The organism is Mycoplana azooxidifex, from assembly GCF_014196765.1.
Lineage (GTDB): Bacteria > Pseudomonadota > Alphaproteobacteria > Rhizobiales > Rhizobiaceae > Mycoplana > Mycoplana azooxidifex.
The window spans coordinates 46,301-65,814 of sequence record NZ_JACIEE010000014.1 but is presented as its reverse complement, the minus strand read 5'-3'; the positions used below and the strand labels follow the sequence as shown (position 1 = coordinate 65,814).

The following is a 19,514-nucleotide window of genomic DNA, read 5'->3' as shown; positions in this document are numbered from 1 at the left end:
CATGTATCCCGATACCCAACTCTTCATCGCCGGCGAATGGACGAACGGCTCGGACGGTGAAACGCTCGCGGTTCTCAATCCGGCGACCGGCGGCGAAATCGGCCGTGTCGCGAAAGCGACGGCGACAGACATGGATCGCGCGCTTGCCTCTGCCGCCAAGGCCTTTGAGCAGTGGCGCAAGACCACCGCGAGCGACCGCGCAAAACTGCTCCATGCGGCCGCCGACAATCTGCGTGCCCGCATCGACGAAATAGCGCCCGTCCTGACCATGGAACAGGGCAAGCCGCTTGCCGAAGCCCGGTCGGAACTGCGCAATGCCGATGACGTCATCCGCTGGTTCGCGGAAGAGGCCATCCGCTCCTATGGCCGCATCATCCCGGCGCGCAAGCCAGGCGTGCAGCAGATGGTCATGAAGGAGCCAATCGGCGTGGTCGCTGCGTTCACGCCCTGGAACTATCCGGTCGCCCAGGCGATCCGCAAGATTTGCGCGGCGCTTGCCGCCGGCTGCACCGTCATCCTGAAGGCCGCCGAAGAGGCGCCGGCCTCCTGCGCAGCCATGGTTCGCGCCTTTGCCGATGCCGGTTTCCCTGATGGAGCGATCAACCTTCTTTACGGCATACCCTCGGAAATTTCCGAATATCTCATTCCGCATCCGGTGATCCGCAAGGTGTCCTTCACCGGTTCGACGCCGGTCGGCAAACATCTGACCGCGCTCGCCGGCGCCCACATGAAGCGGGTGACGATGGAGCTGGGCGGCCATGCACCGTACATCGTCTGCGCCGACGCGGACCTCTCGTCCGCCGTTTCGATGCTGGCCGGCCATAAATTCCACAATGCCGGTCAGGTCTGCATCGCGCCGACACGTGTGCTGGTGGAAGAGCCTGTCTTTGACAATGTCCTCGAAGATTTCGTCAATGCGGCGAAGGCCGTGAAGGTGGGAGATGGTCTTTCCGACGGTATCGACATGGGGCCGATGGCGAATGCTCGACGCCTCGACGCGATGGACCGGCTGATCGGCGACGCCGTCGCCAAGGGCGGCCGCCTGCTGACCGGCGGCAACCGCATCGGCAATGCTGGGTTCTTCTTCGAGCCGACGGTTCTGGCCGATGTGCCGCAGGATGCTGCGATCATGAACGAAGAGCCGTTCGGACCGGTTGCCGTCGTCAACCGTTTCGCGGCGGTGGATGCGGCGATTGCCGAGGCGAACCGGCTGCCATTCGGCTTGGCCGCTTATGCCTTCACGCGGTCCCAGAGGCACGCACAGCGTTTCGCCGAGGACATCGAAACGGGCATGCTGTCGATCAACGATTACGGCCTTGCCTATGCGGAGGTTCCGTTCAACGGCGTGAAGGACTCCGGTTACGGCTCCGAGGGCGGTCCTGAGGCGCTGGAGACATTCCAGACAATCAAGTTCGTTTCACAAACGAATTTGTGAAAATCACATAAATGAAATCTTGACTTCATTTTTTCATTGGTGTGAACTTCATGCTGAAGTGAACACACAGGAAAGACCCCTCTGCCATGTCCCAGAACGCCTATGCCCTCCCGCAGCGCGCGCCCCTTTATCAGGCGCCACCGTTCGACTACAAAGCCTTCAGCAAGGTCAGCGTGTTCTGCCGCGTTGACGAGGCGGCGATACGTGCGACTTTGCCGGCGCAGTTCGAGGTCCGGGGCGACGTGATCGAATTCTTCATCATGGACGTGCCGGCCGGCGGGTCGCTCGGGTCCTATGCGGAAGGCGGCATCGTCGTGCCGATGAGCTTCCAGGGGCGCCCAGGCGGTCACGTGCTTTACGAGATCGTCACCAATGACGACTCCATGGCGGTCGGCCGCGAGGTCTGGGGCTATCCGAAGAAAATGGGCGAAGTGGACTGGAAGGCGAGCGAAACGGCAATCACGGCCAAGCTCTCGCGCCGTGGCACGTCACTGATCGAGATCGACTTCAAGGCCGATGGCCCGGCCTTCGAAAAGCCGGCTCTGCATCCGCGTTTCCAGACCCGCATCATTCCGTCGCCGGAAAGTGCGGCCGTCGAGACGCAGATCATCGAAAACTCGCTCGGTCAGTCCGAAACGCTCCGTCATGCCCTCGGCACGGCCGAGATCAAGATCGGCGGCAGCGCCAGCGATCCGTTCTCCGATTTCCAGATCCGCGAGATCGTCGGTGCGGAAATGATCGTCGCCAACTTCGTCCTCGGCTTCGGCAAGATCGTCGGCTGAAAACGAGCTTAACAGGGAACCGTACACATGATGTGTGCAAAAGCGCCCGAAAAGATGTTTAGACTCGATGACAAACGGGTCTTCATCACCGGTGGCGGTGGTGGCATCGGTCGCGCTGCGGCGCTGATGTTCGCCGCTTTCGGAGCGCGTGTTGTGGTTCTCGACCGGGATCGGCCGGCGGCGGAAGCCATTTGCCGGGAGGTGCGAGAGGCTGGCGGTGCGGCGACAGCCTCCGCCCTCGACGTCACTGATGAGGCCGATGTTCTGGCTGTCTTCGCCGCGGCGGAGCAGGAGGCCGGCGGCCTCGACATCCTGGTCAACAATGCGGGCATCTCGATCCGACGACCGTCGACCGAGCTTGCGATCGAAGACTGGAACAGCGTTGTCTCGGTCAATTTGACGGGCATGTTCCTATGCTCGCGGACGGCTGCCCGCTCCTGGATCGCTCGGGGCATGCCCGGCGTGGTGATCAACACGGCTTCGATCATGAGCTATTCGGGTGGTGGCCTTCATCCGAACGTCTCCTACCAATCGACCAAGGCCGGCGTGGTGAACCTTACCCGGACGCTGGCCGTCGAATGGGCCGATCACGACATTCGCGTCAACGCGGTGGCGCCGACCTGGGTTCGTACGCCTCTGATCAATCATTTGATGGCCGACGGAGCGCAAATGGAAAAGATCCGCAGCCTGACGCCGCTGAAGCGGTTGGCCGAACCGGACGAGGTGGCCTCCGCCATGATTTTTCTGGCCGGACCGGCCTCGGCAATGACCACCGGCCACGTGCTGGCGGTTGACGGTGGGTATCTCGCGAAATGAGGAGGGGAAGGGAACTTCAGGTAGTCGCGTGCCTCGTCACTGTCGTGAAGAATTTATCTGATAATTTCATGCATGCGTTGCCCGGACGGGAGTTCCGTGCGACGAATCTCAACGAGCAAAAGGGGAACCAAAATGAACAGAACCCGCATACTTCTTTCTGCCGCAGCACTCCTCTTCACCTCCGGTGCCATGCCGGTGCTGGCGGATGACATCGTGCTGGGTGGCAGTGCGCCGATGTCCGGCGCGCAGGCCGAGTTCGGCCAGTCGCAGATCGACGGCGCCCAGCTCTATTTCGACCAGCTCAACGAGAAGGGCGGCATCAACGGCAACAAGGTGGTCTTCCGCCCGCTCGATGATCGCGCCGACCCACGTCAGGGCACGCTGGTTGCCCAGCAGTTCTGCGATGACAGCGCCGTCATCGGTGTAATCGGCCACATGAACAGCGGCGTCACCATGCCGGCCCTCGACATCTACTCGGAATGCGGCATGCCGCAGGTCGTGCCCGCCACGAACCCGGAACTCATGCGCATGGGCTTCAAGACCGTCGTGCGTCCCGTCGCAAACGACTTTGTCCAGGGTGCGCTGCCGGCGAAATACGTCACCGAAAAGCTCGGCCTGAAGAACGCCGTTCTCGTGCATGACAAGACCGTCTTCGGCCAGGGTATTGCCGGCGTATTCAAGGACAATTTCGAAGCCGGCGGCGGCAAGGTCTCCGGTAGCTACGGCACGAACCCCGAGGACGTCGATTTCTCGGCGCTCATCGCCTCCATCAAGCTGGAAAACCCTGATGTCGTCTATATGGGCGCCGGCATGCCCCAGCTTGCCCTGTTCCTCAAGCAGATGCGCGAGCAGGGCCTGAAGGCCCAGTTCATCGGCCCGGATATCGGCTTCACCATCGATTTCATCACGCAGGTCGGCGCGGTCTCCGCCGAGGGTGCGCTGATGACCTTCCAGCTTCCGCCCTATGATTCCTCGCCGGAACTGAAGGATTTCTCCGACCGTCACCAGGCCCGCTTCGGCCGCGCACCCGGCCCCTATGCCTCGCTTGGGTTCGCCAACGCACAGGTGATGGCTGCCGCGGTGGAAAAGGCTGAAAGCCTGGACCGCGCGGGCGTTCTCGCGCAGTTGCATGGCGTGACGGTAGAGACGTTGCTCGGCCCGGTCGCTTTCGACGAGAATGGTGAAAACACCACCGCGCCGATGTACCTCTACGTCGTCAAGGACGGCAAGTTCGAACTGATCAAGCAGTAATCAGCCGGACATTTGTTCAACGGGGCCGGCGCAATCCGTGCCGGCCCGTCGTCATAGAGGCGGTCCCCTTGCTCGACTACTTTCTCCAACAGCTGATCTTCGCGCTCGCCATCGGTGCTATCTACGGATTGATCGCCCTCGGCTACACGATGGTCTACGGCGTGATGCGCCTGATCAACTTCGCCCACGGCGAGTTCTTCATGCTCGGTCCATACGTCTACACGTTCATTTTCAGTGGGCTCATCGGCCTGGGTGGTCTGGCTCCGATGCTCGATTCCGCCATCGCGATCATCGCGAGTTTCGTTATCGTCGGCCTGCTCGGCGTGGCGATCGAGCGCTTCGCCTATCGTCCACTGCGCGCCTATGGCCGCCTTGCGCCGATGTTGAGCGCGCTCGGCATGTCCATCGTTCTACAGAGTGCGGTGCGTGTGACGGTTGGCCCTCAGCCGGTGCATTTCCCGGCGATCGTGCCCAGCACACCGATCGATGCGCTCGGCGGCATGGTGACGACGGTACAGTTCGGCATTCTCGTCGCTGCGGTCCTGCTGATGGTGGGCTTGACGCTCTTCGTCAACGGCACCCGTCTCGGTATCTGGATCCGTGCGGCGTCCGAGAGCTGGACGACATCGAGCCTGCTCGGCATCCGCGTCAACCGCGCCGTCAGCCTCGTCTTCTTCATCGGCCCCGGGCTCGGCGCCATGGCCGGCATCATGTACGCGTCCTATTACGGCATCATGCAGCCGACCATGGGCTCCGTCATCGGCCTGAAGGCTTTCACGGCGGCCATTCTCGGCGGCATCGGGTCCATTCCGGGCGCCATGCTCGGCGGCTTCCTGCTCGGCGCTATCGAGACCTTCGGCACCGCCTTCCTGCCGATTCTCTCCTTCGGCTATATCGGCACGGAATATCGCGATGTCTTCGCCTTCGCCGTTCTCATCCTCGTTCTTCTGTTCAAGCCCGCCGGCCTGCTCGGCGAGACCGTCTCGGAAGAAACGACCGTCGCAAAGAAGGATTACTGACCCATGGGGAATTCGGTGATCGTCCGGCGGCTCGGCCTTCTCGCAGTCCTCGCGCTTTGCGTGGTTCTGCTGGCGCTGGTGCCGCACCTTCCATCCTATTACGTCCGCGTCGTGGACAGTATCCTGATCTACATCATTCTCGCGGTCGGCCTGAATCTCGTGGTTGGCTATGCAGGTCTGCTCGATCTCGGCTTCATCGCTTTCTACGCGGTGGGCGCTTATGCCTATGCCCTGCTTGCCAGCGGGCAATTCGACATCCACCTGCCGTTCATCGTTATCCTGTTCATAGGCGCCGCGGCCGGTGCCATAGCGGGCGTCCTCCTCGGTTTCCCGGTGCTAAAGCTGCGCGGTGACTATCTCGCTATCGTCACGCTCTCCTTCGGCGAAATCATCCGCATCGCCATCAACAATGCCGATGATCTGACCAACGGTCCGCAGGGCATTGCCGGTCTCGACAGGGCGAGCCTTTTCGGCCTGCCCTTAACCACTCCGGTGCATTTCTACTGGTTGCTGCTGGTGCTGGCTATCACTGTCTGCGGCGGCGTCTACTACATGGAACGCTCGATCCTCGGCAAAGCCTGGAGGGCGCTGCGCGAGGACCAGGACGTAGTGCGTGGCCTCGGCATCAACACGACAACGCTGAAGCTGCTCGCCTTCGCGCTCAGTGCGGCGATCGGCGGGGCAGGCGGGGTGATCTTCGGCGCGTTCCAGCGCTTTGTCAGCCCGGAAAGCTTCACCTTCCAGGAATCGCTGCTCGTCGTCCTGATCATCATTATCGGCGGCGTCGGCAATATCGTCGGCGTCATCGCGGGCGCGGTCGTGCTCGTGGTTCTGCCGGAAGTCCTGCATTTCGCTGCGCAATACCGTCTGCTGATCTACGGCGTCGTGCTCGTGACCGTCATCGTTCTTCGCCCCGGCGGTCTCGTTTCACCCCGTTTCAACCTCGGCTTCATCATTCGAAAGGTCCGGACCCTATGGCTCTCGCCCTCGAAAACGTAAGCAAGCATTTCGGCTCGCTCGTCGCGATCCGCAACCTGTCGTTGTCCTTCGACGTCGGGTCGATCTACTCGATCATCGGGCCCAACGGTGCCGGCAAGTCGACCGTCGTCAACATGATCGCCGGCTCCTATTCGGTGACTTCAGGTGCGATCCGGCTCGGCGCGACGGCGCTCAATCGGCTGCCAAAACACCGCATCGCCCAACTCGGCGTGTCGCGTACCTACCAGAACCTCCGCCTTTTCGATGGCATGACGGTTCTGGAAAATCTTGAGGTCTGCTTCTTCCCGCAGTCGTGGCTGACCTTCCTGACGGGCGCGAAACGGCTGAGCAAGGCCGAACGGCTCGAAATCTGCCACGCCTGCCTCGCCGAATTTCATCTGTCGGATGTGGCGGATGTTCTGGCCGGCGACCTGCCTTATGGTCGCCAGAAGATACTCGAACTGGCACGCGCCTTCGTCACGCAGGCGCCAATCGTGCTGCTGGACGAGCCGGCCGCCGGCCTCAACCATACTGAAACGAAAGACATGGCGGCGATGATCGCCGGCCTGAAACGTGAAGACCGCGCGATCATCCTCGTCGAGCACGACATGGAAATGGTGATGTCCATTTCCGACCGGATCGACGTCTTGAACTATGGCGAGCTGCTTTGCTCCGGCACGCCGGATCTGGTGCGCACGAACGAAAGAGTGCAGGAGGCCTATCTTGGAACCACGGAAGAACTCGACGACATCCGCAAGCTTGCTCAAAGTCGCCGGGCTCAAGGCGGGCTACGGGCGAACGCAGGTATTGTTCGGCATTGATCTGGAAGTGCGCGCCGGTGAGATCGTCACGATCATCGGCGCGAACGGCGCGGGCAAGACATCGACCCTGCGCTCGATTTCCGGCCTGACGCAGATCTATTCCGGCGAGATTGAATTCAAGGGCAGGCCGATCAAGGGCCTGCCGCCTGAAGAGATCACCCGCCTTGGTCTTGCCCATTGCCCCGAGGGGCGTCAGATCCTCCAGCGGCTGACGGTGGAGGAGAACCTGCTGGCCGGCTACATCCCCGGCCGCGGGCGCAGCTTCGACGAGATCAGGACCCAGGTCTACGACATGTTCCCGATCCTCAAGGAGAGGCGTCATTCGCTGGCGAGCCGCATGAGCGGCGGCCAGCAGCAGATGCTGGCGATCGGCCGCTCGCTGATGGCGACACCCGAACTCCTGATGCTGGACGAGCCTTCGCTCGGTCTGGCGCCGAAGATCATCAACCAGATCTTCGAGATCATCATCACGCTGTCTACATCCGGCATCAGCCTCGTCGTCGTCGAGCAGAATGCCGCGGTGGCCCTGGAAATCGCCGACTATGCCTATGTGATCGATGCCGGCCGCTGCTCGGTGGAGGGGGGCGCCAACAATGTGCTCAACGATCCAGATCTCAAGGCTGCCTATCTCGGCGCATGACTGGGCATATACGGAGGAAACATGCCTAAAGCCCAGACATCCATCCTGATCTCCGGCGCGGCCTCCGGGATCGGGCGGGCTACCGCGATTTATCTGGCTAGAGACGGTGTCGCGCTCACCCTGTTCGATCGTAACGTGTCGGCGATGGCGGAGGTGGCAAGCGCCTGCCAAAACCGGGGAGCGGCGGTCATTGCGGTGGCGGGTGACGCCTCCGCGGATACCGACGTCGGGGATGCGGTCGGCCGGGCTGTCGAAGTACACGGCTTTCTCTCCGGTGTTGTCGCCGCAGCCGGCGTCGCACGGAAAGGCGACGTCACGACGCTGACCGACGAGACCTGGGAGATCACGCTGGCTGTGAACCTCACCGGTCCCTTCCTGCTGGCGCGGCATGCGGTTCCGCATCTCCTGCAAAACCCTGCCTCCGGCTTTGTCGCGGTCAGTTCGGACTCCGGCGTGCGTGGTTCACGCGGTTATGCCGCCTACAGCGCATCCAAGCATGGTGTGGTCGGCCTGATCCGTTGCATGGCACTCGATCATGGCCCTGAAGGCCTGCGCAGCAACGTTGTCTGCCCGAGCTTCGTCGACACGCCGATGGCCGACGGTCTCCTGAAGGAAGGCGGCGGCTACGATCGGGCCTTCTACGAGCGCCGCGTACCGCTCGGCCGTTTCGCCCGGCCGGACGAAGTGGCCGATGCCATCGGCCACCTGCTGTCGCCGCAGGCGAGTTATGCCAACGGCATGGTCTATATGCTGGATGGCGGGACGACGGCGGGAACGTTTGGCTGAGATGGCCCAGCAGATGGGGACAAAGGCTCCGGCGGCGATTGCAATCCAAGGCTGACGTTGACTTCGATGAAGTATTTGATCAATTCGATCATTCAAATGAATTTGTCAGGTTGTGCTCGATGTCCAATTCTGTTTTCGAAGTCCCGACGCCCGATCATGTAGGGAAGACGCTGCGTGAGCTTAGGCGTTCTCGGCGCATCACCATCCAACAACTTGCCGAGGGGCTGAACCGTTCAACGGGCTATGTCAGCCAGCTCGAACGCGGTCTCTCGCAGCCGACACTGAAGGACCTGTATGCGGCCTGTACGATCTTCGGCGTGCCGATGAGCTGGTTCGTCGATCTGGAAGAGAAGCAGCCGGAAGCCGAGCGCGAAAAGGATATTGTCGTTCGCAGCGGCCAACGCCGCTTCATGCTGCATCGGGGTGCGCGAACAGAACTCCTGACGCCGCAACTCGATTCCGATGTCGAATTCATGATGTCGACCTTCGAGCCCGGCCTGGAAACGGAACCCAAGAACGTGCCGACGTCAGGCGCCGAATACGGCTACATCCTCAAGGGGCGTCTGGAACTCTGGGTGGATGAAGAAAAGTTCGAGCTCGTCGAGGGTGACAGCTACCGCTTCAATCGCTCGTCGACCTATCGCTCCCACAATCCCTCGAAGACCGAACCGACCATCATCATCTGGGTCGGCGTTTACAAGTAGATCACGACAGACGGGCACGCATGGCATCTTCCCTTATCGATCCCATGGCGTTTTCGGGCAAGGTCGCCTTCGTTTCAGGCGCCGCTTCGGGTATCGGCGCTGCGACCGCCCGCAGACTAGCCGATCTCGGTGCAAAGCTCGTTCTCGCGGATCGGGATAAGAGACGTCTGGACGCCTTCGCCAAGACGTTCGCATCGGAGACCGTACTGGCGGTCGAAGTCGACGTCACGGTGATTGCCAGCGTGGAAGAGGCAATCAGGCGTGGTGTCGACAATTTCGGCGGCCTTGATCTCGCGGTCAATTCCGCCGGCATCGACCTGCCGCGCTGCGAGACGGCGTCTTATCCGTCTGAGCAATGGGACAGAATCATTGCGGTCAACCTGACCGGCGTGTTCAACGCGGTGCGGCATCAGGTTCCGGCCATGCTGGTGAGGGGCGGCGGTTCCATCGTCAATGTCTCTTCCATCATGGGGTTTCGCGGCTTTGCCGGCCAGCCGGCCTATACCGCGGCCAAACACGGTGTCATCGGCCTCACAAAGGCGGCGGCCCTCGACCATGCCAAGCAAGGCATCCGCATCAACGCCGTTGCGCCGGGTTTCATCGACACGCCAATGCTCGGCCATCTGAGCGACGAAAAGCGCAATGCCGCAGCCGCACTACACCCGATGCAGCGGGTTGGTCAGGCGGATGAGATTGCCGATGTCATTCTCTTCCTGCTCTCGGATACCGCGTCCTTCGTCACCGGCGCATGCTTCGATGCCGATGGCGGGTACCTCGCGAAATGATAATCCTGTCCCGAAAGATGGGGTCGGCGGTTCATCTCTCTTCAAGAGCTTCAAGCCTATGCGCATCACTCCTTCACCATGAAGCGCCATTCACAAGTCGGAGATTGGAGGAAGTCTAATCGTCTCTCCGACATGAGCTAGGAAATCGTGCACATTGTTCAACGATGGGTAAGATGCCCACGGTGCGCCGGCGGCGCTTACTGAAATGGCGGCCACGGCGGCGGCGAATCGCAGCGCTTGGCTGATGTCTAGGCCGCGGCAGAGCGCCAGTGCGCAAGACGCCGCGAAGGCGTCGCCCGCACCGATTGTGTTCTTCGCGTTCACCTTGAAAGCAGAAACCTCGATGAGCGCGTTTTCCCACCAGGCGACGGCCCCGCGCGAACCGCAGGTGATGATCGTGTTGGTAACGTCCCAGCGCGCGCAGATTTCGCGTGCGGCTGCCCTGTAGTCCGATATCTCCTCCACCCCGAGCAATTCCGCAGCTTCGGTCTCATTCGGGATGATGATGTCGAGTCCTTCTAGCTCATCCTTATTCAGGGCGACCATCGGCCCTGGCGTGAGCATGCTTCTGGCGCCGTGCTTTCTGGCCAGACGTGCCGCCTCGAGCGCTCCATCCTTAGGACCTTCGAACTGCAGCAGGCAGAACATGTGCCGGCCGAAGGCCGCCTCGTTACTCTTTGCGGCGTCGGCCGTGAGCATTAGGTTGGCGCCGGGGTCGGTTATAATGATGGACATTCCCGTGCGGTCGATGGCGGCAAGGGAAACTCCGGTCGGCAGGTCCGGCGAGCGCAGAACGCGCGAGACGTCACATCCTTCCGCCGAAAGCAGGGCCAAGCCTTCCTCGCCGCCCCGGTCTGTACCGATGGCGCTGACGAGGGAGGTCCTTCCGGTGAGCCTTGCCGCGCACATCGCTTGGTTCGAGCCCTTGCCGCCGTCGTCAAGGACCATGGGATGATATCCCGTTCCGGCGACCGTCTCCCCCGGCCGGGGTATGCGCTCGCAATGGATATAGGAGCCGTAGACGTGGCTACCGAAGACAAGGATTTCGCGTTGGTCAGGCATGGTCGCTCTCCGAAAACCAAAGCGGGATACCCCATTGTTAATGTTGAATCAACACAAGATCAGCATTCCGTGATCTCGATGCCGTCGAAAAGACGCCTGTACTCCGTGCTCAATCTGGCATCCGTCACGATCAGCCCGACTTGGTACGGTTCGGTGATCTGCACCAGGCCCTTGCGGTCGAACTTCGAGCTGTCGATCGCGATGATCGGTGTCTCGGCACGGGATATCACGAGGCGGCTGAAATCGGCTTCCGCCACGGTATTGGCGGTCAGGCCATCCTCAAGGTCGACGCCGACCACCGAGGAGATCGAATATTTCACCCGGAAACGCCGGACGAAGTCGGCGGCCGACTGGTCGAGCGCGGCGCCGTCGTCCGGGGTCAGCCGGCCGCCAGCCATATAGACGGCGTTGTCGGAGCGGAATGCCAGGCTCCGCGCGACATCGAGGGAATTGGTTATTATCGTCAGCCCGCGGCGGGCGGTCAGCGCCTGGGCTACATAGGTCGTAGTGGTGCCTGTCTCGATGATGAGGCTATCGCCGTCGACGACCCGTTCGGCAATCGCCGCGGCGATGCGCCGCTTACCTTCGCTATTGTGCTTCATCCGGTCGCGGAAGCTCGTGTTCAGCACAGTATTGGGAAGCGTCACGGCGCCATGCACTTTGGTAACCAGGCCTTTGGCCTGCAGCTCCTTGATGTCGCGGCGGATCGTCTCGCCGGTAACGCCGAGCGTGGCGGCAAGCGCAGCCACTTCCAGGGAGCCGCCCTTCGATACCGCATCCAGGATAACGGCCTGTCTCTGTGTCTTGTCGTGCATGCTTTTCCCCGATCGTCCCAATCGATAACCAAAAATTTGGGTTGTGGCAACAAACCGGCTTGCGTTGCTTTCCACACTGTGGTTTGTTGAATCAAATAGATTTATATTGGAAACAAAATGAACACTGCAGACCACACCCGCACAGCTCTCACCTGGGAGCAGATGATGCAGATGGCTCCCGCCGATCTGGCGAAGCACGGCCGTATCCCACTAACTATCTACGATCGGCCAGGCGACATGTTCGAGCGGCTGGCGCGTGAAATCGCCGACCTCATAAAGACGAAGAATGCCGTCGGAGAGCCGACCGTGCTCATCCTGCCGGTCGGGCCGAAGAAGCACTATCCGCGGCTGGTCGAGATCTGCAATGCAGAGCGCATTTCCTGGAAGAACGTCACTTGCTTCAACATGGACGAATGGATGGATTGGCAATGCCGGTTGCTGCCGCTCGATCATCCCTGGTCGTTCAAGGGATATATGCACCGCAACCTCTATGAGAAGCTGGATCCGGACCTGAGGCCGCTCGAAAGCAATCTCTTCTTCCCGGACCCGGAGAACATGCGGTTCTATTCCGGCTGGATCGCCGAAAGGGGCGGGGCGGATCTCTGCTATGGCGGTTTCGGGTATTCGGGGCACATCGCCAACAACGAGCCGCCCTTCTCGCGGTGGTGGCACGTCGGCCTCGACGACATGCGCAACTCCACAACGCGCATCCTGCCGCTGAACGACGAGACGCTCATCGCCTTCTCGCACCGTTCGGCCGGCGGCGACACCAAGATGATCCCTCCGATGGCCGTGACGATCGGAATGAAGGATATCCTCTCTTCTAAGCGGCTGCTTCTCATCAGCGACAGCGGCGCTTGGAAGCAGCACACGCTACGAGTGTTGCTGATGCATGAGCCGACGGTCGACTATCCGTGCACGCTCGCGCAGGAACACCCTAATTGTGAGGTCTGGGTCGATCGGGCGACCGCCGAGCCACCTTCGCGCATCATGAACGACTCGTGAGGCGGCGATGGGCGTCGAGAATCTCCTGTTCCCCCTGAAGATTGAGGGCGTCGCCAAGAGCTTCGGCGCCGTGAAGGCCCTTCGCGACGTTTCGTTCGAGATCGCCGCCGGAACATGCGTCGCCCTTCTCGGTGAGAACGGCGCCGGCAAGAGCACGCTGATGCGCGTCCTCGCCGGCGCGATTCAACCCGATCGCGGCAGGCTGCTTGCCAACGGCAAAGCGCTGAACATCCGCAATGCCAAGCAATCGCGGTCGCTCGGCATCCATCTTTGTCACCAGGAACTGCAGGTCGTTCCGCGCATGACGGTGCGCGAGAATCTGGAACTTGGCGGAGAGCGGACGGTCCTGGGCTTCCTCAAACCCGATCCGGCGATGGAGCATATCGTCCGCGAACTCGAATCGATGGGTTTTTCGGCCGGAATGGATATCCCGATCGGCGACCTGTCCATCGCAGAACGCCAGCTCGTGCTGATCGCCAAGGGTCTCTCCACCCACACCAAGCTCATCATCCTTGATGAGCCGACAGCTGCGCTGGCGCCGAACGAGGTGGAGAAGGTCATGCGGCTCGTGCGCCGTCTCGTCTCGACGGGGCGCTCCGTGATCTACATTTCCCATCGCCTCGACGAGGTGAGCCAGGTCGCGGACCGCGTGCTCGTCCTCCGCGACGGCGAAATTATCGGCGAGCTTCCGCCCGACGCCTCGGAGCAGAAGGTCGTCGAGATGATGGTGGGCCGTGAGATCTCGAATCTCTATCCGGAGCACGCGGACGTTCGCGGCGAGGTGCTCCTCAAGGTCGACGGCATCTCGACGAAGTCAGTGGCCGATGTTTCCCTGGAAGTCCATGCGGGCGAGATCGTCGGCGTCGGGGGCCTTGTCGGCGCTGGTCAGCAATCGCTGGCGGCGGCGATCTACGGTCGGCAAGCCATCAACGCCGGTTCAATCTCGATCGGCGACAAGGTGTTCCGCGAACATGGAATCGAGAGCGCCGTGGCGGCCGGAATCGGCTATGTGGGAGAGGACCGGCGCCGCGAAGGGCTCGCGATCAACCAGTCGATCGGCGATAATATCACGCTTGCCGGGCTGCGGACCGGTCACAGTTTCGGGTTCCTCCACAAGCGGGCCCTCGATAGGGCCGCCGCCCGGCTCGTCAGCGAGCTGCGCGTGAAATGCGCATCAATCGATCAATCGGTCGGCGAGCTTTCCGGCGGCAACCAGCAGAAGGTCGTGCTCGCCAGAGCCCTCATCACCAATCCCCGCATCCTCATTCTGCTGGAACCCACAAGGGGCGTCGATGTCGGGGCGCGCGCCGACATCTATGCACTCTTGAAATCCCTCACCAACGCCGGCCTCGGCATCCTCCTCGTCACCAGCGACCTCGCAGAACTGATGGGGCTGAGCGACCGTATCCTGATGCTCTACCGGGGGCGGGTTGCGGGCGATGTCGCAAGATCGGCGGCCACACCAGAAATGCTCGGCGCGATGGCGACCGGCCAAGGACGACACTGATGAGCATGACCCTTTCCAACGCGCAGACGAATCGCATGACCGTATTCCGCTTCCTGAGAAGCTACGGCCAGATTGCCGTTCTGGTTATCCTCGCGCTCATTCTCAGCCTCTTCACCCCGCGCATGTTCACTGAGGTCAATCTCATGAACCTTGCGCGACAGACGAGTATCATCGCACTGGTCGCGGCGGGACAGACGCTCATCATCCTCACCGGCGCCATCGACCTGTCGGTCGGCGCGGTGCTCGCCTTGTGCGCAGTTATCTTCGCCGGCCTTCTGCAGAGTGGATACGATCTGCCGGTGGCGCTCGCAGGCGCGCTTTTCGTCGGTGCGCTTGCGGGTCTCGTCAACGGGGTGATGGTCGCCCGTTTCCGGCTCGCCTCTTTTGTCGTGACGCTTGCCACGCTTTCGGTCGCCAAGGGCCTGACGTTGCTTTACACCGGCGCGAGCCCCATCGCGATCACGTCCGAGATCGCGCTCGTTTTCGGCCAAGCACGCTGGTTCGGCATTCCCGCGCCGATCTGGCTCGCAATCGGCGTCTACGCCCTGCTGTGGTTCGTCATGCGGGCGACGATCTTTGGCCGATATGTCTACGCCATCGGCGGCAACGAGGAGGCGGCGATCCTCGCTGCCGTTCCGGTGACCCGCTACAAGATATACGTTTTCCTTCTTGCGGGTGTCCTAACGGGCTTTGCCGGCGTAGTGCTTGCCTCACGGCTCGGATCGGCCGTGCCCACGGCGGGCGACGGGATGGAACTCGTTGCGATCACCGCGGTGGTGCTCGGGGGCACCAGCCTGCTCGGCGGAGAGGGGCGCATCTGGGCGACCATCGTCGGTGCCGCGCTTTTGAACCTTATCTCGAACGCTCTCAACCTCCTCAACGTCAATTCCTATTACCAGGCGGTCGCGACCGGCTGCATCGTGGCGATCGCAGTCCTGGCTGACCGGTATCTCAGATCATCAACCAGGAAGTAATGTCACTTCAAACAACAAAGGGGAACACAATGACAAAACGTCTCAAGATACTCGCTTTCGGCCTTTTCACGGCTTTGGCCTCCACGGCGCTTGCTGAGGACGGCAAGAAGATCGGCTTCATCTATCCGACGCTGAACAATCCGTTCTTCGTCGACCAGTCCAAGGGAGCCGACAAGGCGGCAGCCGAGTTCGGCGGCACCATGGTTCACCTTAGCGGCGACAACCAGGTCGCCAAGCAAGTCCAGCAGATGGAAGACCTTATCGCCCAGAAGGTCGATGCGATCATCATCCAGGCCGTCGATACCGGAGGCGTCGTCGCCGCCGTCAAGGAGGCGAACGCCGCGGGCATCCCGGTCTTCACGACCGGCGAACGGATCACCGGGGCGGACGTCAAGACGGCCGTCTTCTTCGACAATATCGAATCCGGTGAACTTGGCGGCAAGTGGATCTCCGACAGTGTCGACGGCGGCAACGTGCTCGAACTGATCGGTATCCTGGGAACGGAAACCGCACGGCAGAAGTCGGAAGGCTTCAAGAAGGGTCTGCTGGCCGGCAAAAACGGCGACAAGTTCGAGATCGTCGCCTCCCAGCCTGCCGACTACGACCGCACGAAAGCCCTTCAGGTCACGGAAAATGTTCTCCAGGCCAATGATATCGCGGTGATCTATGCGGCAAATGACGAAATGGCCCTCGGTGCGGCCCGTGCCGTTGAAGAGGCCGGACTGACCGGCAAGGTGAGTATCGTCGGCAATGACGGGACCACGGATGCAATCGAGGCGGTGAAGGCGGGCAGCATGGCTGCGACCATTGCGACGCCCGGATACCTCCAGGGCTTCATTGCTGTGGAGACAGCTCTCAAGCATCTTGCCGGCGTCGCTGTCCCGGCCGTGATCCCGGAAAAGAGCACGCCGATCACCAAGGAGAACGCGGAACAGGCAGATTCCGTTCTGCATGGCACGGCACCCGAGCAGCGTTATTGGGAAAGCCTGTACGGAAAGTAACAACCAGTGCGGGCGGTCACTCTGCCCGCCATCCCCCACGAGGACCGTCATGGACGCGAAACAAGCCAGAGAACTCGTCAAATCCGAATGGGACACGCTCGTCGGTCTCACCGTCGATCTAGTGAGGGCGCCGACGGAAAACCGCATCCCGCATGGCGATGAAGCGAGGGGGCAGAAGGTTCTTGCGGATTTCTTCGCGGGCTGCGCCGTGGAGATCGACACGTTCCGGCCCGACCAGGTTCCCGGGATTACCGACCACCCCGACTGGTGGCAAGGGCGAAACTATACCGACCGGCCAAATCTCGTCGTGACGCGGCGGGCCACGTCGCCGGGCGGTCGTTCCCTGGTCTTCAACGGTCACATGGATACGGTCACTCGCGCGCCGCTTCCCTGGCAGAGCGGCGATCCCTTCTCCGGCACGGTGCGGGACGGAAAGCTTTTCGGCCGGGGCAGCTATGACATGAAGGCCGGCCTTGCCGCATGCGCCATGGTGATCAAGATCATCGCCGAGAAGGGGATCGAGACTGGCGGTGACATTCTCCTGCAAAGCGTCGTCGACGAGGAGAATGCCGGCGCGAACGGAACGCTGGCCGCCATATTGAAGGGCCATGTCGGCGCGCTCGCGATCATACCGGAGCCGACGAACCTTAAGATCTGCCCGCAAACGCGCGGCGGGCAGGTCTTCGAGCTGATCGCCGAAGGGACGGGCGGTGTTGCCTATGGCGGCGAGACTATTCGCAACCCGATTTCGACACTGAGTGAAGCGATCGTCCTTCTCGGGCGGTATGAGGCAGACATCAACACGCGGCCGCATCCGGGATTGTTCGCAACCGAGCGGCACCCCCGGGATCTCGTATTCTCGAAGCTGATGGCCGGTGACACCCCTGGCGGCAACATCGGCATTCCGGTGGAAGCGCGCGGCGAGTTCTTTATCCAGACCCTGCCGGGCATGACCGAAGCTGAGCTCCATGGAGAATTGCGGGCCGCGCTCGCACCGGTGCTGTCGAATGCAACCGCGCCGCTGCGTCTCGAACCGACGAGCCGTTATCTTTCTGGTGCCGACACGTCCTCAGAAAATGCTGGCGTCGTTGCGTTGCTTGAAGCGTTGGAGGCGGTGACTGGTGAAAGGCAACGCGCGGCGGGCGCCACGTTCGGAGGAGACGGCTATCTGTTCAACAAGTGGACCTCGACACCCAGTGTCCATCTCGGCCCCCAGGGCGGCAATGCTCATGGTCCGGACGAATTCGTCGAGCTCGAATCGCTGGAAGCCCTGACGGCGACCCTGCTTCTCCACGCCGCCAATTGGTCTTCCTGACGCCAGCCTGGCGGTGGCGCACGGCAAGTCGGCGCTCGCTTCTCGTCTTGGTAACCAGACCGCGAAAATCGAATTGTCCGGGGTTTCCGCCCAGACCAGAGCTCAGCACGCGGGCCGAACAGACTTAACCGCTAACGGTCCGAAGCAGCCGACGCATTTCCCTCCGGCCGGGCAGATGAAGGGATGGATCATCCAGCAACTTGCCCCCCGTCTTTGCTGTTCCTGTCCTTCGGGATATTCGGCCCGTGGTTCGGGTCTCAGGCGGGGTGCGAAGACTGGCAAGTGATCCGCCCCCCATTGAAGGAAGATGCCAAGCCGCTTAACGCAACGACCGAGCATGGCGATTTCTCGCCGACCCGGCTTCTGCATTCTTATTAGAGCACGATAAATAAAGACGGCTTTCCGGGAGTTTCGAAACTGCCCTCGCGCCGAAAACTGGAGCATCAATGACCGGGGAGCCGAGGCTCCGCAAGAAGATATCTGGTCTACAACCCCCAAGTTCATGGCGGACCATCTTGTGGCGACCGTGGTGATGGAAGCCTGCGGAAGCGCGCACTATTGGGCTCGGGAGATTGCCAGACATGTGAGATAAAGCTGCTCGCACCGCAGTATGTTTGGCCCTTGTGAAGCACCAAAAGAACGATGCTGCGGATGCCGAAGCGATCGTTTTCGCCGCATAGCGACCTGCGATGTGCTGCATCAGCCTGAAGGCAGAGGAACAGCAAGCGCAAGCGCTTCTGTTCCGCGAAAGAGAGCGACTTATGCGCTAGCGTACGGAGCTGGTGAACGCGCTGCGTTCAATCCGCTAGCAGTTCGGGCATCCGACTCCGCAGGGCATCGGACAGCGTGGCTATCGCTGGGTCCGTGCCAGCGGCCGGGCGGTCCGCGATACCGACGACGAACCTGCAAACATCATCGTTGGGCGACATCACAGAAAAATGCACGTTGCTAGTTTCCGAGGGCAGTTGGCCGGGAGCTTCGCTGCGACTTTCTGCCGTTTTAGACGTGTCTCGACCAAGTCTTACGATCTAAACAGGGTTTTGTGTATCTGTCTGCATGTATGCTTCATCAAAGCCAGTATGGCACTGTGATCCTGCGGCTCCGTGACATGGTCGATGACTGTTACGATGATGGAAGCTAAAGCGTTTCCGTTCTGATCAAGGATCGGGCAGCAGACGTCTGTGATGCCTATCCAGTCCGTGCTTTTTCTAAGAAGGTGGCCGTCGGTGCGTATGGCATCGAGTGCCCGCTCGAGATGCTCGCGTTCGATTAGCTGGCCTCTTTCCTTGTCGCAGTCAACTAGAATTTGACGAAGACGACGTTCGGGCTGGAACGCCATGATCACCCGTCCGGTTGTCGCATCGGAGGCAAGCCGACCGTATCCAGTATTGAGATTGAAGGTGATTTCCGGGTTGGATGAACTGTGGCCAAGGGTCACCGTCCTTCCTTTGTATATAGTGACGATGTGGGCGGTCTGCCGGACCTCGGCTGCTAGCTTCTCCATTTCAGGCATGGCTACGGCCATCAGCGACCTGGACTGAGGGGTTCTGAGCCCAAGCCCAAACAGCTTGTTCGTGAGCGCAAGCTCATCGGTGTCGCCGTCCCGCTCTATGTATCCACGCGAAATCAAAACGTGGATCATGCGGAATATCTCGTTTTTGCTGCGGCCAAGACGATCCGCTAGGTCGCGGAGGGAGATCGGCCCCGACATCTCTGCGAGGTCTTCCAGGATATCCAGCCCCTTTTCCAAAGCTGGGGCCGAGTACGTTTTGTCACTCTCAATATCGGTCATGACGAGTTCCTTATCCAATCACAGCT

At 61.2% G+C, this 19,514-nt stretch carries 19 protein-coding genes; 16 read left to right on the top strand and 3 right to left on the bottom strand.

Annotation, left to right across the window (positions count from 1 at the left end; translation table 11 throughout):
* The first annotated feature begins 1 nt into the window (after position 1).
* The 11 genes from GGQ64_RS25285 (at position 2) to GGQ64_RS25235 (ending at position 10,017) form a co-directional block, all read left to right on the top strand.
* The gene (locus GGQ64_RS25285; protein WP_246422930.1) at positions 2–1,435 is read left to right on the top strand and encodes an NAD-dependent succinate-semialdehyde dehydrogenase; all 1,434 of its coding nucleotides are present in this window, start codon (positions 2–4) and stop codon (positions 1,433–1,435) included.
* 86 nt (positions 1,436–1,521) lie between these two features.
* Entirely contained in the window at positions 1,522–2,217 is a 696-nt protein-coding gene (locus GGQ64_RS25280) for an acetoacetate decarboxylase family protein (protein WP_183808087.1), read from the top strand.
* 30 nt (positions 2,218–2,247) lie between these two features.
* Positions 2,248–3,033, top strand: a complete 786-nt coding sequence (locus GGQ64_RS25275) for an SDR family NAD(P)-dependent oxidoreductase (RefSeq protein WP_246422929.1) — start codon at positions 2,248–2,250, stop codon at positions 3,031–3,033.
* Between the two features lie 132 nt (positions 3,034–3,165).
* Complete coding sequence (locus GGQ64_RS25270; protein ID WP_183808085.1) at positions 3,166–4,284, top strand: branched-chain amino acid ABC transporter substrate-binding protein; 1,119 nt, start codon at positions 3,166–3,168, stop codon at positions 4,282–4,284.
* A gap of 68 nt (positions 4,285–4,352) precedes the next feature.
* The gene (locus GGQ64_RS25265) at positions 4,353–5,303 is read left to right on the top strand and encodes a branched-chain amino acid ABC transporter permease (RefSeq protein WP_183808084.1); all 951 of its coding nucleotides are present in this window, start codon (positions 4,353–4,355) and stop codon (positions 5,301–5,303) included.
* Between the two features lie 3 nt (positions 5,304–5,306).
* The gene (locus GGQ64_RS25260; RefSeq protein ID WP_183808083.1) at positions 5,307–6,302 is read left to right on the top strand and encodes a branched-chain amino acid ABC transporter permease; all 996 of its coding nucleotides are present in this window, start codon (positions 5,307–5,309) and stop codon (positions 6,300–6,302) included.
* Between the two features lie 41 nt (positions 6,303–6,343).
* A complete protein-coding gene (locus tag GGQ64_RS25255; RefSeq protein ID WP_183808082.1) occupies positions 6,344–7,102 on the top strand; it encodes an ABC transporter ATP-binding protein in 759 nt (252 codons plus the stop codon).
* Positions 7,041–7,742: an ABC transporter ATP-binding protein gene (locus tag GGQ64_RS25250; protein WP_183808081.1), complete on the top strand. Its 702-nt coding sequence runs from the start codon at positions 7,041–7,043 to the stop codon at positions 7,740–7,742. The genes GGQ64_RS25255 and GGQ64_RS25250 overlap by 62 nt, the downstream gene beginning before the upstream one ends.
* A gap of 21 nt (positions 7,743–7,763) precedes the next feature.
* Positions 7,764–8,528: an SDR family NAD(P)-dependent oxidoreductase gene (locus tag GGQ64_RS25245; protein ID WP_183808080.1), complete on the top strand. Its 765-nt coding sequence runs from the start codon at positions 7,764–7,766 to the stop codon at positions 8,526–8,528.
* A gap of 38 nt (positions 8,529–8,566) precedes the next feature.
* Positions 8,567–9,232: a helix-turn-helix domain-containing protein gene (locus GGQ64_RS25240; protein ID WP_210300439.1), complete on the top strand. Its 666-nt coding sequence runs from the start codon at positions 8,567–8,569 to the stop codon at positions 9,230–9,232.
* A gap of 44 nt (positions 9,233–9,276) precedes the next feature.
* The gene (locus GGQ64_RS25235; RefSeq protein WP_210300438.1) at positions 9,277–10,017 is read left to right on the top strand and encodes an SDR family NAD(P)-dependent oxidoreductase; all 741 of its coding nucleotides are present in this window, start codon (positions 9,277–9,279) and stop codon (positions 10,015–10,017) included.
* Positions 10,018–10,107: 90 nt separating this feature from the next.
* Here the strand turns inward: GGQ64_RS25235 and GGQ64_RS25230 are convergent, their stop codons facing one another.
* Together GGQ64_RS25230 and GGQ64_RS25225 are read right to left on the bottom strand one after the other, a co-directional pair.
* Entirely contained in the window at positions 10,108–11,079 is a 972-nt protein-coding gene (locus GGQ64_RS25230; RefSeq protein WP_183808077.1) for a ribokinase, read from the bottom strand.
* A gap of 59 nt (positions 11,080–11,138) precedes the next feature.
* On the bottom strand, positions 11,139–11,969 hold the full coding sequence (locus GGQ64_RS25225) for a DeoR family transcriptional regulator (protein WP_183808076.1): 831 nt from the start codon (positions 11,967–11,969) through the stop codon (positions 11,139–11,141).
* A 42-nt stretch (positions 11,970–12,011) separates the two neighbouring features.
* Here GGQ64_RS25225 and GGQ64_RS25220 point away from each other — a divergent pair, with 42 nt between their 5' ends.
* The 5 genes from GGQ64_RS25220 to GGQ64_RS25200 are packed head-to-tail and all read left to right on the top strand — an operon-like array spanning position 12,012 to position 17,696.
* Positions 12,012–12,899, top strand: coding sequence for a sugar phosphate isomerase family (locus tag GGQ64_RS25220; protein ID WP_183808075.1), 888 nt, complete (start codon positions 12,012–12,014; stop codon positions 12,897–12,899).
* A 7-nt stretch (positions 12,900–12,906) separates the two neighbouring features.
* Positions 12,907–14,406 (top strand): sugar ABC transporter ATP-binding protein, encoded by a 1,500-nt coding sequence (locus tag GGQ64_RS25215; RefSeq protein ID WP_183808074.1) that lies wholly within the window; start codon positions 12,907–12,909, stop codon positions 14,404–14,406.
* A complete protein-coding gene (locus GGQ64_RS25210) occupies positions 14,406–15,380 on the top strand; it encodes an ABC transporter permease (protein ID WP_183808073.1) in 975 nt (324 codons plus the stop codon). Before GGQ64_RS25215 ends, GGQ64_RS25210 begins: the two co-directional genes overlap by 1 nt.
* 29 nt (positions 15,381–15,409) lie before the next feature.
* On the top strand, positions 15,410–16,381 hold the full coding sequence (locus tag GGQ64_RS25205) for a sugar ABC transporter substrate-binding protein (RefSeq protein ID WP_183808072.1): 972 nt from the start codon (positions 15,410–15,412) through the stop codon (positions 16,379–16,381).
* The gene (locus tag GGQ64_RS25200) at positions 16,332–17,696 is read left to right on the top strand and encodes a M20/M25/M40 family metallo-hydrolase (protein ID WP_183808071.1); all 1,365 of its coding nucleotides are present in this window, start codon (positions 16,332–16,334) and stop codon (positions 17,694–17,696) included. The genes GGQ64_RS25205 and GGQ64_RS25200 overlap by 50 nt, the downstream gene beginning before the upstream one ends.
* Before the next feature lie 1,021 nt (positions 17,697–18,717).
* Here GGQ64_RS25200 and GGQ64_RS25195 read toward each other — a convergent pair.
* Positions 18,718–19,488 carry an IclR family transcriptional regulator gene (locus GGQ64_RS25195; RefSeq protein ID WP_183808070.1) on the bottom strand — a complete coding sequence of 257 codons (771 nt, stop codon included), beginning with the start codon at positions 19,486–19,488 and terminating at the stop codon, positions 18,718–18,720.
* Positions 19,489–19,514 lie beyond the last annotated feature (26 nt).